We start from the raw sequence: 13,159 nt of genomic DNA on the forward strand, positions 1-13,159 counted from the left end.
AGAGCTGTGTCCATTGTTCGTGGGCAACATCAAACTTTTCCCGAAAAGGAAAAATTTTTTGTGCTGTGCATGCTTCGGTTGATAGTTCGCGATTTAACATATACCGAAGGGGGCTGGTATTGTAAATAACTAGAAAAATCAACATGATGATAAAACTCACGAAGTTACTTCATTGGGGGACCTATTTATAATTAATTAATAACGGCACTTATATTATTTCACTTTTTTTTATTGTTCTTTTTTTTTTAGCGTGTAGCATATGGATTTAATAAATAATTTTGAAACATAGGGAAGAAATTTTCGCGTTTCTTAGGTAATGAGAACAGGAGTGTCCATAATTCTGAGCCATGGTAAAAATACCACAACATAATCACGTTACTCAGCCACTCGTCAAAATAAATGGCTAATTGTGATAATATCGAATTCTAGTTATGAATCGGCATTGTCTATTTTACATGAGCATTCATCATGTCTCAGACAGGAACAATTTGAAAAAGGGTGTCTTCCTTAACTTCGTTACATGTCTAGGAAGACAATGAAATTTATTTTAATGTGCAAAAATTGATTCAACACCGAGTGTTTTTTGAACGGTTACTATCGTGCCGAATGGCTTTTGCATCTCTTTAACAGTAAAAAATAGTTACGGGATAAATCCTAGGGCCGTGCCCTCTTTATGTGGGTAAGATCATACTTAACATAGTTCAACTCCTGCTTTGGCCTGTTTGAGCATGGCGATAATCTTACAATCGGTAAAGCTTGGTGTTTTCATAGCGAATATTCAACATTCCGATTATGAGAAAATTTATTTATTATCACTCTGCTTTTTCAAGAAGGGGTATAACCATATTTTTTATAAAATTTTAGCTTATTCAACATAGTTCCATAGTATAATTGAAAGAGCATAAGGATATAGTATGAATATACTAGACTGCATGGGAAACACACCAATAGTTGAAATAAATAATATATATAATAAAAATTTTGGAAAGGTTTGGGTAAAATTGGAGGAATTTAACCCTGGAGGCAGCATAAAATCTCGCGTCGGTCTAAAAATGATAACTGATGCTGAGAATATGGGGTTATTAACAAAGAGTTCAAGGCTTATAGAACCAACTGGCGGCAACACAGGGCTTGGTCTGGCTTTAGCCACAGCCATAAAGGGGTATAAATTAACGCTTGTAATACCTGATAATTTTAGTGAGGAAAAAGTTAATACACTTAAAAAATATGGTGTTGACATAATACGATCAGATAATAAAAATGGTCCTGGATCGCATATAAGAATGGTACATGATATTTTAAAAGAAGGTGGTGATTATATTTTCTTGGATCAATTTACAAATAGTTCAAATCCTAATGCACATTATTTATTCACTGCCAAAGAAATAATCACACAAATGAGAAGTAACATATCTGCTTTTATTTGTAGCGTAGGAAGTGGCGGCACAATCTCCGGTGTCGGAAAAAGATTAAAAGAATTAAATTCAGAAATAAAAATAGTTGGTGTACAACCAATCGGTTGTGATATTAAAAATGGAATTTTTATCCCACACAAAATAGAGGCTATTGCAGTAGGCATTACGTCGCCTTTCATTGATTTTAACAATATAGATCATTTTATAGATGTTAACTTTGAAGAAGTTCAAGAACTCAGAGATTACCTTGTAAGAAAAGAGGGCCTATTTATTGGTATTTCATCGGGAGCAAATATACTTGCCGCAATGAAACTATCTAAACAATATAAAAGCAAAGACAATATACTAACAGTTGCTCCAGACAGTGGAAAAAGCTATATGTGAAAGGATCCATCATGGATAAGTTATCAGTTAGATTTATAGTAAATGGATTAATATTTAAAATATTATTTGATCATAACGTGTTTCATTTGAAACGTGAAAATGTTGATCTAATATATAGCTTCTGCTATGACGATCTTTGCGCTTTTTCAGAGAAAGATCCGGCAGGAAGAAAAGATTTGAATTATATAGCGATGTGCTACCCTTCATACTTTTCCGTACTTTCATACAGAATAGCACATTTTCTTCATGAAAATGGCTTATTTCTTGATGCGAAAATAATATCTGAAAATGCAAAATTAAAAACAGGAATAGAAATACACCCAAGCGCAATGATTGGGAGGCGATTTGTCATAGACCATGGGATTGGAACGGTTATAGGGGAAACATCAGTTATTGGCAATGATTGTTATATATTACAATCAGTTATAATAGGATCTTCTGGTATTGCAAATAATCCAACAGGAAAAAGACACCCGGTAATTGGCAACAATGTTGAAATAGGCGCATTTGTTAATTTACTGGGAAGTATTAAGATAGGGAATAATGTAAAAATATCCCCGCGAGTAACGATTAAAAATTCAATCCCAGATGATTCCTCAGTATTAAAAATAACGGAAAATGTACTTTTGAAAAGGTGATGACAACATATGAATAATATTTCATTTAAAGAGTTTGAGTATGAAGGATGGCAGTCTGTATCAAATAATTATAAAGAATCATGGGTTAACGTTACTAACATGTTTGGCCAAGAAATAGTTTCAGGATTCGATATAAAAGATAAGAGTATTTTAGATGTGGCGACTGGAATAGGGAACATGATACCAATACTAAATAATTATGCCCCTCTTGACATCAAAGCTATTGATATTTCTGAAAACATGATAAATATAGCAAAAAAAGAGCACCCATCTTTTAAATTCTATATTGCAGATATAACAGATCTTCCATTTGATGATGGATTATTTGATTTTGTAGTATCAAATTTTGGTGTACAACATTTTTATAATATCGAAAGGTCCTTTTCTGAAATATATCGGGTATTAAAACCTGGAGGAGTATTCTCTTTTACTATATGGGCAGATGATAATTTAAACCTGGCAGGTTATGTTCTTAATAAAGCAATTGCTGATTGTAGAATATCAGGCATAGATTTGCCAACAGGTCCAGACTATCATATCTTCAATAATTATTCTTTATTAAAAAAACTTATATCTATATGTGGATTTAATGAAGGGGAAATAAAAAGAAGTCTCGTCAAAAAAACATGGAAAATGAACAGCGTAGATGACCTATTTAATTCTGAAAAAACAGGCTCTGTTCGTTCTGGAGCACTTCTTAAATCACTTGACTTTCAAACAAATGAGAAATTAAAATTAAAGATGAGAGATATAATACAGACTAAAAACTGGCATAATTTGCCAATGGCAGCTTATATAATAAGCATAAGGAAAAACAAATAAAAAAATGGGAATTTTTCATTACGGTTAACGTTAGGTTTACATTTATCGATAGACATAAATTTTATTTTCCTATCGCTATTGATGTTCGCTGATGTAAGCGACTGCATTGAGGAGAGAGATACACTGTATGTCAATATCAGAAACTACCGCATATAAGCGCTCGGTTTTTATAGACGGCGCAATCACCTGCGGCCCAACAATTCTAGGGTATTGGAGTATCGGGTTTGCCGCTGGGGCGATAGGCTCAATTTCCGGTTTCTCATTAGGCGACGTTGCATTGCTTGCAATGTTACTTTATGCGGGATCGGCACAGTTCCTTTTCTATTCCCTGTGGATAGGCGGTGCCGGCACACTTTCGGTTGTACTTGCCGTCCTGTTAGTGAATATCCGCTATTTGCTTATGAGTTCGTATCTTTCACGCTATTTCTCAGAACTTACAGGTATGCAAAAGTTCATTAGCGGCATGCTACTGACGGATGAAACATTCGGCGTCGCCACTCAACACGCCTCCAAAAATGGAAAAATTTCTTACTGGTGGATGCTTGGGTTAAATAGCGCCGCTTATGTAAACTGGACCATTGCAAATATCGTTGGCGCATTTTTAGCAAAATCTATTCCAGCAGACTTCTCTCACAGACTGGGTTTCAGTTTAACTGCAATGTTTATCGGCCTCATCGTTCTTAATTATTTTGAAAGTAAACAGAAGTGGCTTGAGTTAATTGCGATGTTCATTTCTACTGTAGTGATCTTGGCTGGCCTTGGTAAATTCGATATGAATGTATCGCTACTTGTTGCCACTTCCATTGCTGCAACTGTTTGTGCAACAGCAATGTATTTTTACCCTGCATTGGGAGGAAAAAAATGAACGAGCCCATCCTTTTTACGGTTATCGCTTGTGCCGTTATAACAATCGCCGTTCGGGCTCTCCCTATCGTTTTTTTGGCTAGTGCTACGCTTCCTCGGTTCATGCTCAGCTGGCTAAGTTTCGTTCCCTCAGGAATTATGGTTGGTATCGTTATTCTTGAGCTTGTGGGCAAGACCGACCAAGAAGGGGGAATAATTGCGCCTGTCGTATCAGCACTAGTTACGACAATTGTTGCGGTTTCAACTAAAAGCCTGTTCACTACAGTGTTCGTCGGTGTCGGTTTTTACCTGATTTGGTTCACTTTTTAAAAAGTAACATGATCTCGGTAAGTGCCAAGGGAATTGGCATCCGCGGTTGGTTTAGGCTGTGTCCCTTAATTGCATAACTTCTTGTAAAATAGTCGGATACAGCCCAGTTTCACCATCGATAGATAATTTCTCGCCGTTTTGTCGTAGCGTGTGGCAATACGCCGGTACTCTTTTAACCGGCCAAAACATCTCTCCACTACGTTGCGGCGGCGGTAAACGTCACTGGCGAACCGTGAGCGTCCGTCAGAAGCCATTTTTTTATTAGATTTTAGGGGGATAACTGCTTTTACCCCTTTTCGTTTCAATTCGTTACGAAGCACATGCCCTGAGTAAGCTTTGTCAGCCAAAACCGCATAACCACGGCGCTTCATGCTGCCGTTCTGACCCTGAACACCAATACCATCCAGCAGGCGTAATGCGAACTGGCTTTTGTGAGCCTGTCCGGGGCTCAGTACAATGTTTAGCGGGAGACCGCCTGTGTCTGTCGCCAGATGGATTTTGGTGCCAAAACCACCGCGAGAGCGACCCAGCCCATTATCTCCGGTGATATCGGGATGTTTTTTTGAGCACCGGCAGCGCATTTCAGCGCACGGATATTACTGCCATCCAGCGCAGTAGCAGACCAGTCAACAAGGCCATGTGCATCAAGTAATGAAAGTAACTTGTTGAAAATAATGTTAATGGCACCAGATTTAGACCACCGATTAAAGCGATTATAAACCGTTTTCCAGGAGCCGTATCGCTCAGGTAAATCGCGCCATGACGCACCAGAACACAACACCCAGAACATACCGTTGATGACTTTACGATGCTCAGCCCATGGGCGTCCGGCTCGTGGGGATGTAGGTTCGGCAGGCAATAAGGGCTGGATGATGCTCCATGCTTCATCGGGAAGATCGTATCGGGCCATATCTCAAAGTGTTGTGGAAATAAGTAGTTACTATAGCTCAGATGATTAAGGGACACAGCCTAATAACGATGTGGCATTTTCCGGGCTGAGTTTCCAGAATACTCCAAATGGCCTTCAAGCTATTTCAGGTACCGGAACTAACAAAACTGACCATGAAATCAACATGATTATGGTTAAGTTTAACTTGCTACAAAATGGCGAAGTAATTGGTCAAGCTGTTGATATGACCAATCATATCGAGCCTGGTTAATCATGGAAAATTCAATCAATATACAATAGCATAGCGCTAAAGCCGGATAGTTTCCGAGTTACCGAGATTGATACACACTGACATAAAAACGCCGGCCAACAGGCCGGCAATCCTAAATTTTCACCATATAAATTGACATTTTCGCAGTTGATGAGCGACTGAATACTGTGACGACGCTGAAGCCCTTTAACGTGACGCAAAATTCAGAACGCTATCTGTCTTGTTTGGCATCGCTTATGTTCAGAAAGGTAAACTCTGGGTTAGCTCGTCCATTTCGGCGGCGGTGGGGTATAAGATAATACCCTGTCGATGAGCACCTCAGGATCTTCAGAAATAACGAGCATATCAGAATATGCCTTTCTCATAAATCCGTTTTCGATCATACGGTCAAAGAAAGCAAACAATGGGTTAAAGTATCCATTAACATTGTAGAAGGCACAGGCCTTATTATGCAGACCAAGCTGAGCCCATGTCCATGCCTCAAATATTTCTTCCAAGGTGCCTGCCCCACCGGGTAGAGCAATGAAAAGATCCGCATGTTCAGCCATGATGTGCTTACGCTCATGCATATCTTTTACTACCTTCAGTTCATCTAGCCCCTTGTGTGCTAACTCATGACTGACCAGAGACTTTGGCATAACACCAATTATGTGGACACCTAACGAGATGGCAGTATCAGCTAGCGTTCCCATCAATCCGACGTGGCCGCCCCCATAAACCAGACGAACTCCCCTTCGGGCCATTGACTGAACCAGACGTTCAGTTTCTTTAATAAAGATAGGATCAGTCCCGTGACCTGACCCGCAGAAAACAGCTGCCCTCATAATTTATCCGTATCCCTTATTAAAAGCAGTACATAAATACCCAGCATCTGCCGCAGACAAAAAATCACACTATCGTGGCCGGCATCTATTATATACCGTAACTATTCATCTGTCGCTCAGATTAACACATAGAACCCCAACCAATACCAATAATATACCTAGAAGTCTCAGGGGAGCTATATCCCGAATAGGTAATCCCAGAAATCCGAACTTATCCATAAGTAGTGACATTATTATCTGGCCGAATATAACCAGCGAAATCATCGCCGCGACCCCCAGTCGGGGCGCTAATAACGTGGTGCCAAATACAAAGAATGCACCTAGCGCCCCCCCTGATAGTAACCACATATTAACATGGCGTAGCTGAATTAACTGCGTAAAACGTTCACCTGATAGAGCGCACAGAAAAAAAAGACATAATCCTCCCACAACAAATGAAACAAGCGAGGCAAGTAAGGTGCTTCCTCCGAGTAGTGACTTAAGCTGATTATTTACAGCAGACTGTGTCGCGATGGCAACACCGATACACACAGCAAGAATATAATAAATAACGCTCATGAAATTCCCCATATTACCACCATATTAAAATGGCACACTTCAGTGACCACGCAACTCATCTAGCACCATCCGTATATCAGGTAGCAGAGGATTAAACAAATGTTTTGTGGTTTTAAATGGCAGTAATATGCTGCTCTGTATTTCACACCTGAGCTGATGCATTGGGTAAGGTTCACAATTATCCCACCTGAGTACTCTTACCCGTGGATCATCATAATGCAGCCTTACAACCGGCAGGTATGTTAATCCTAGGTAGCGTGCAACGCTTAATCGGTGATTGCCATCCATTACCCATCCTGTATTCCACTCTGCCGGGATAACTGTCTTCCAGATACCTTCGGAAAGAATATTTTCGGATAGAAAACTGACAGCTTCCCTACTGACTTCCTCCGATTGACGGAGAGTGGATGTTTTCTCAATTTTAATAACATAGTTTACATCTGACTTTGTTATTTTCTGCTTAGGCATATCTCTACTCCGCGCCATACCTGTCAAGATAATCAGCAATTTTTCTGATACTATCCTGTTCTGTCGGTAAACTCTTTAGACACGAAAGAATATGCCTGACTGTCGTAATTGAATATATCTTAATATCTAGACGATCCATCGCACTATGTAATGCCGAACCGGCGCCGTCTATCCCTTTCTCCTGCCTGTCCAGAGCAACGATATACCCTGCTGAAGTACCACCTTCGGCACTTATTAGTTTAATAGTATCGTCAACCGTCATTCCCGACGTAATTACGTCGTCAACTGCCAGTACCTTTTTTCCTTTCAGGTGGGAGCCTACCATCACTCCCCCGTCACCATAGATTTTTTCCTCTTTACGGTTAAATGTGTAATTAACTTCAAATTTAAAGTCGCGTTGTAGACTAAGTGCCGTAGCCACCCCGAGGGGTATACCTTTATAAGCTGGACCAAAGATAACATCAGGAGATATTTTATTTTCTAAAATGGTACGCGCATAAAAATATGCGGTTTTGTTAAGTAAACGAGCACTCGATAATTTCCCGAAGTTAAAAAAGTAGGGGCTAACCCTTCCTGATTTAAGCCTGAACTCTCCGAACTCAACAACTTTATTTTCTATTAAAAAATCAGCAAAATCACTCTGCGTGTTTGACATAATATGATCCTCTTGCCTGGTCGATAGTGCTGTAACCGTCACGCTGCATACAGACTTTCATCTGCCCCAGCATCCGGGGTAAGAGGGAGGGACCACCATATACAAATGCGGTGTATATCTGACATAGGCTAGCGCCCATACAAATCCGCCGATATGCCTCTTCTCCGCTGTTAATACCACCAGAAGCGATAATAGGCTTACAGTGTCCTGTTACAGCAAACACTCTTTTCAACATTTCCCTTGACTTAAACTGTAAGGGCTTACCAGACACCCCCCCCGTATTCATGTATGAAGGCAAGTTGGAAAGGTTGTCCCTATCCGTTGTTGTATTGCTAACTATAAGCCCATCCACAGCAGAGGCCGATAAATAGGAAAGCAGCTCCGATTCTGCACCAATCTCCATATCAGGAGACAGTTTAATAAGAATGGGGCATCTTGGTTTTATTTCCTGCCTTAACTTATCCAACCGTCTTAGTAAGGGATCAACCATTTCAGCCTGCTGAAGATCCCTTAGCCCCGGGGTATTAGGCGATGAGAGATTAATCGTTAGATAATCAGCAAAAGGAATAAGCGTTTCTGCTCCACCAATGAAATCATCCATATAATCAGCGGAAGCCTTATTTTTTCCTAGATTAATTCCTAGCGTGACGTCACTTTTATCCCTTTCGAGACGTTTCCTTACATAGTTCATTCCCTTTGAATTGAATCCATAGCGATTAATGATCGCGTCGTCATCCTGCAGGCGAAATAACCGGGGACGGGGGTTTCCCGGCTGAGCCAAAGGGGTTACTGAACCTACCTCTACGAAGCTGAACCCCATGCAGCCAAGTACATGATAAGCTTCAGCATCTTTATCGAACCCTGCACCGATGCCTATAGGATGCGAAAATCCTTTGTCCCAGACTTTCAATGAAAGTCCATCTGGGACAGCAACCGTATGGGTGGGCTTAAAACAACGCAAACCAAAAACTGCAAGGTGGTGTGCTGTTTCAGGTGGAAGTTTCATCAGCACTTTACGGAATAATTCAAATATCATCAGGGCACGCTCTGGTTTGTCTGAAACGTCTCAAGGCTGAAGGCCAACTGCTGTCTCAGTTGTTCCTCCGATAATAAACTCACTCGTTTTTCAGCCAACCAGTCATCATCATAAAACTGTTCCAGGTAGTTAATGCCGGAGTCTGGTGCTATTGCCATAACGGACTGAACATCATTAAGCTGTAGCGCCATTAAAGCACTGAAGATGACTACACCGGAGGAGCCTCCAAGCAGTAAACCGGTATCTCTGGCAAGCAAGCGGCATAGAGAAATTGCATTTTGATCGGTAACACTATTGAGAAAGTCAAATGCTTCCAGATCCGTATTTTCTGCCCGCCAGCCTAATCCCAGCCCATTAAGTAGGTAAGGATGGAAGGGCTTGCCGAAAATAGCCGAACCGACAACGTCACATGCCATGCATTTGATCCTCGGCCGTACGGCTTTGACACCCTTACTGATACCACCAAAATGCCCACCAGTGCTCACCGAGCCTATGAGCATGTCAACAGGAGCATCGAAAAACTCTTTTGCCGTCACTGACTCGTGATACCGAGGGTTATCAGGGTTGTCATACTGATTAGTCCAGTACGCGCCTGGATGCGTTTTAAGCAGATGTTTAACTCTTTCAATGCGTGCCGCCTGGTATCCGCCCGACGCATCCGGAATGTCCACAACCTCAACCTCTGCTCCAAATGCCTTGAACCAGTTGAGAGAATTTTTACTGACCTTTGGATCTACCACGACTATCAGGTGAAATCCCATGCTAGCACTGAGCATAGATAGCGACTTACCCAAGTTACCCGACGTGGATTCAATGACCGTTCCACCAGGCTTCAGTCTTCCGCTTTCAAATGCTTTCTGTATGAGTCCCAGTGCTGTACGGTCTTTAATACTGAAATTGGGATTAAACTGCTCAAGCTTGATATATAGCCTTTTTTTTTCAGGAATAAGAGGATGCTCAAGAGAAAACACTGGAGTATTACCGATTAATTCGCTAACGCCAGAAACTGTGTTCATATTTATTCCTTTATAGAATTTTCAAGTCGGGGACGGGTTGGGAAGTTAAAAACCGATTACCGGAAGAACCGACGAAAAGTGGATCTTCGATATGTAGTGCGCCTACTCCAAACTCGTAATAGGGCGTTTCAACAGACAGAACCATGCCTTCTTCAATAATATTTTGGTCTGAAGGGCCGAGTATGGGGAATTCATAAGGTTCGAGACCTATGGCATGACCGACATGATGACGACGGTATTCAGGAAAACCGGAACGGTGTACCGCATCCATGACATGTTCAAACACTTGTTTACCGGTACGGCCCGGGCGGATAAAGGAGAAAGCTGCCAGCATGCCATTCTTGAGCGCACTATAACGCTTTTGTATTACAGGGCTGACTTTTTCAACGGCATATACTCGAGCTATGTCTGACCAGAACCCCTGATAGACAGCGTCAGAATCAAACCAGAGCAGATCCCCGGGCGCAAGGATAATGCCGGCATTCTGCCGGCGCTGTCCGCCTACTGCCGCACGACCCGCTTTTATCATTGTTAACGAAGGAAAAGCACCATATCTCACCAGCGCCTGATTAAACCAGCCTGCTATCTCCGCCTCACTTGTTCCCGGCTTAACCCTGCGAATAGCCTCATGTACTGCGGCCTCATTAATCCGCGCAGACCGGGTAAGCATATCCACTTCCATGTCTGTTTTATGGCGTCTAGCCTGACGGATTGCCGCAGAAATACCAACCCATACCGATTCAGGAAAAGCCCGTTGTAAGTCTTGCAGTGTCTGTGCCGGCATTCCATCTTCATCATAGCCGATGCGGCGAACAGCTTCTTTTCGGTCTAGCTTTTTGATGAGTTGTGTGACTGCTTCAGAAGGCGAGCTATTGGAGGAGTCGACACAACTGTACTCCTTCAATCTGTTCTCTTCCTGCGTTAGACCAGCAGTTCCACCATATTCACGATAAAATCTGCCGTAAGTCTCAATATGCCGAACAGGGACATCCGTATCCAGAATCTGATCAATCTCACCAATGGAATGCGCAACACTGACAGCGCTTGGATCCTTGCGGTGTAGCAATACGTAGCATTGCCCATAGTAAGGATTGAGCGTTTTCACAACAGGAGAGAAACCTGAAAAATACAGGCAATTTTCTTTGGTTGATCCAATTATTACATCAATATTTTCCCGTTCGAACAGTAATTCAACTTGATTCTGGTTATAAGCCATTATTAAGAGCCTTAAGTGTTTTTATTACGGCTGGTGCCATAAGATTTTCATCTAAAAGAGTAAACCATCGTATTTCTCTGACTTCACTTCCTGGTCTACATGGCGGCAACTCATCCAATGTATAAATATATAGTCTGACAGTATCACTTCCGTCGTGATTAGGCCCTGTAATCTCGGTAAGAAAACGAATGTCAGCTGGTTTAACATTAATATTTAGCTCTTCTGAGAGTTCTCTTATGAGAGCGGTACTGGGGGTTTCGCCTACTGCTACTTTCCCTCCAGGAAAATACCATAACGTATTTTCCCTTACCCGTACGAGCAATACCTTTCCGCTCTCAATATATGCTAGGCTCGCACAGTGAATCACGATAAATCCTTTTTATATTATTCAAATGATTAAATATTTGGTTTTTTGGGTAATTAGCATAATGCATAGCTGCAATCCGAATAGGATCACCTGCATGATATTTTTCATAAACCATCTGTCTCTGTCCAAAACCGTCTCCACTCAGATCCCATGCAAGATTTAATAAGAAACATCTGTCACTGGCATTAAGCGATGTTTTCCGGAGAGATTCGTTAATAACTGATGAGTTCTCGTTTTCAAAATCACCATGATGTGGTACTGCCAGCATAGAACCTGCTGAAAGCGACTGGATGATATTTACCATACGTTGATACCATTTGGGGAAATGATATCGGACAGCCTGGATCGCATGAATACTAGGGTTAAGCAATCCATTCTCGCAAATCGCATCTTGCTCTGCTAGAAGTATGGCACCGCGGACAAGTTCAAGGCAGGAAGTCATTTCACCCAGTTGTTCCCTGACGTTGAGAAAACCAGTGAGGCCCATTTTATCGGCCAGCTCAATTGCTACGCCAGTTAGCAACTCAGCCTTAGAAAGGCCACGGACAATCCCCTGATGTCCATTATGATTACGGATGCGAGTTTTATCATAAAAAGCGTTGGACTTATCAACATCCCGGAAAACAAAAACATCACTCCAGGGAATGAATACGTCATCAAAGATCATGTAAGCATCTGACTCATCGAATAAATTAGCAACTGGATGGTCAAATAAGCTATAGCTAGTGTGCTGGAGCGGCTTACGACATATAAGTTTTATGCCCGCTGCCGTAACAGGTACGGCAAAGGCGATCGCAAAATCCTCATCCCCAGGCACTAACCCTGGCATATTAAAGACCAGAAGCTCATCTGCAATGGGAGCTAGGGTGACGATCATCTTGGCACCGGAAACGATTATCCCTTCTTCATCTGATGAAACGACACGCACCCCACAGTATCTGTTTTCCTGCGCGCCCAGCGGAACCCCCCGGTCAATCTGCGGATTTATTGCACCATGGCCAATAAAAAGATGGTTACGGCGGCATTTTTCATAATACCGCACTGCATTATCTGAAAAATCTGCAAACTGACCTGAACCAAGGATATGCGCATTTCTAGCCATAGCCGCAAGGGCGCAGTTGATAAAATCAGGTGTCCGGCCAAGCATGCCAAAGGACAGATCAGCGACGGCTTTATAGCTTTCTCTTTTCCTCTTTAAATCTTCAGAGTTTTCCGGTGCAAGCGTGCTAATATGAAATTCCGAGCCATTTTCCTGATATGTAAAAATATCTGGCTGTGTTTCCTGAAGATGGTAATACTGCGCAATACTATTTATTGCCCCCTGAAAGGTGGGTTCGTCGGAAACATCAGTTACCAGCTTGGAATCAACATATACCTGCCGAGGCCTTTTAAGCCTGCGGAGATAATCTTCTTTTAGCATGATTCAG

General features: G+C 41.8%; 16 protein-coding genes. 6 read left to right on the forward strand and 10 right to left on the reverse strand.

Translation table 11 applies throughout. The features are described from left to right. Positions 1–914 precede the first annotated feature (914 nt). From AC559G_RS10200 to AC559G_RS10220, 5 genes are all read left to right on the forward strand, one after another. Complete coding sequence (locus AC559G_RS10200; RefSeq protein ID WP_498912475.1) at positions 915–1,799, forward strand: PLP-dependent cysteine synthase family protein; 885 nt, start codon at positions 915–917, stop codon at positions 1,797–1,799. 11 nt (positions 1,800–1,810) lie between these two features. Beyond that, a complete protein-coding gene (locus AC559G_RS10205; RefSeq protein WP_498912476.1) occupies positions 1,811–2,437 on the forward strand; it encodes a serine O-acetyltransferase in 627 nt (208 codons plus the stop codon). A 9-nt stretch (positions 2,438–2,446) separates the two neighbouring features. After that, positions 2,447–3,259, forward strand: coding sequence for a class I SAM-dependent methyltransferase (locus AC559G_RS10210; protein ID WP_498912477.1), 813 nt, complete (start codon positions 2,447–2,449; stop codon positions 3,257–3,259). Between the two features lie 127 nt (positions 3,260–3,386). Next, the gene (locus tag AC559G_RS10215) at positions 3,387–4,124 is read left to right on the forward strand and encodes an AzlC family ABC transporter permease (RefSeq protein ID WP_498912478.1); all 738 of its coding nucleotides are present in this window, start codon (positions 3,387–3,389) and stop codon (positions 4,122–4,124) included. After that, positions 4,121–4,432 carry an AzlD domain-containing protein gene (locus tag AC559G_RS10220; protein WP_498912479.1) on the forward strand — a complete coding sequence of 104 codons (312 nt, stop codon included), beginning with the start codon at positions 4,121–4,123 and terminating at the stop codon, positions 4,430–4,432. Before AC559G_RS10215 ends, AC559G_RS10220 begins: the two co-directional genes overlap by 4 nt. A gap of 65 nt (positions 4,433–4,497) precedes the next feature. Here AC559G_RS10220 and AC559G_RS10225 read toward each other — a convergent pair. After that, a protein-coding gene (locus AC559G_RS10225) for an IS5 family transposase (protein ID WP_498912480.1) occupies positions 4,498–5,342 on the reverse strand; the annotation gives its coding sequence in 2 pieces (ribosomal slippage) (positions 4,498–4,997 and positions 4,997–5,342; 846 coding nt in all). Between the two features lie 70 nt (positions 5,343–5,412). On the opposite strand from AC559G_RS10225, the gene AC559G_RS10230 reads away from it, so the two are divergent. Next, complete coding sequence (locus tag AC559G_RS10230) at positions 5,413–5,592, forward strand: FxLYD domain-containing protein (protein ID WP_498912481.1); 180 nt, start codon at positions 5,413–5,415, stop codon at positions 5,590–5,592. Between the two features lie 260 nt (positions 5,593–5,852). Here the strand turns inward: AC559G_RS10230 and AC559G_RS10235 are convergent, their stop codons facing one another. The 9 genes from AC559G_RS10235 to AC559G_RS10275 all read right to left on the reverse strand — a co-directional run bounded on the left by AC559G_RS10235 (position 5,853) and on the right by AC559G_RS10275 (position 13,152). Further along, positions 5,853–6,419 (reverse strand): LOG family protein, encoded by a 567-nt coding sequence (locus AC559G_RS10235; RefSeq protein WP_498912507.1) that lies wholly within the window; start codon positions 6,417–6,419, stop codon positions 5,853–5,855. Between the two features lie 102 nt (positions 6,420–6,521). Then, positions 6,522–6,974: a DMT family transporter gene (locus tag AC559G_RS10240; RefSeq protein WP_498912482.1), complete on the reverse strand. Its 453-nt coding sequence runs from the start codon at positions 6,972–6,974 to the stop codon at positions 6,522–6,524. Between the two features lie 39 nt (positions 6,975–7,013). Next, positions 7,014–7,442 carry a ParB N-terminal domain-containing protein gene (locus AC559G_RS10245; RefSeq protein WP_498912483.1) on the reverse strand — a complete coding sequence of 143 codons (429 nt, stop codon included), beginning with the start codon at positions 7,440–7,442 and terminating at the stop codon, positions 7,014–7,016. Positions 7,443–7,446: 4 nt separating this feature from the next. Continuing rightward, positions 7,447–8,097: an orotate phosphoribosyltransferase gene (pyrE, locus tag AC559G_RS10250; protein WP_498912484.1), complete on the reverse strand. Its 651-nt coding sequence runs from the start codon at positions 8,095–8,097 to the stop codon at positions 7,447–7,449. Next, a complete protein-coding gene (locus AC559G_RS10255; protein ID WP_498912485.1) occupies positions 8,078–9,133 on the reverse strand; it encodes a dihydroorotate dehydrogenase in 1,056 nt (351 codons plus the stop codon). The genes pyrE and AC559G_RS10255 overlap by 20 nt, the downstream gene beginning before the upstream one ends. After that, positions 9,133–10,149, reverse strand: a complete 1,017-nt coding sequence (locus AC559G_RS10260) for a PALP domain-containing protein (protein ID WP_498912486.1) — start codon at positions 10,147–10,149, stop codon at positions 9,133–9,135. Before AC559G_RS10260 ends, AC559G_RS10255 begins: the two co-directional genes overlap by 1 nt. A gap of 10 nt (positions 10,150–10,159) precedes the next feature. Next, positions 10,160–11,365 (reverse strand): M24 family metallopeptidase, encoded by a 1,206-nt coding sequence (locus AC559G_RS10265; RefSeq protein ID WP_498912487.1) that lies wholly within the window; start codon positions 11,363–11,365, stop codon positions 10,160–10,162. Beyond that, on the reverse strand, positions 11,355–11,732 hold the full coding sequence (locus AC559G_RS10270; protein ID WP_498912488.1) for an NUDIX hydrolase: 378 nt from the start codon (positions 11,730–11,732) through the stop codon (positions 11,355–11,357). The genes AC559G_RS10265 and AC559G_RS10270 overlap by 11 nt, the downstream gene beginning before the upstream one ends. Next, positions 11,701–13,152 (reverse strand): 4-hydroxyphenylacetate 3-hydroxylase family protein, encoded by a 1,452-nt coding sequence (locus AC559G_RS10275; protein ID WP_498912489.1) that lies wholly within the window; start codon positions 13,150–13,152, stop codon positions 11,701–11,703. The genes AC559G_RS10270 and AC559G_RS10275 overlap by 32 nt, the downstream gene beginning before the upstream one ends. Positions 13,153–13,159: the final 7 nt, after the last annotated feature.

The sequence above is a fragment of the Gibbsiella greigii genome (assembly GCF_039540155.1).
Classification (GTDB): domain Bacteria; phylum Pseudomonadota; class Gammaproteobacteria; order Enterobacterales; family Enterobacteriaceae; genus Gibbsiella; species Gibbsiella quercinecans.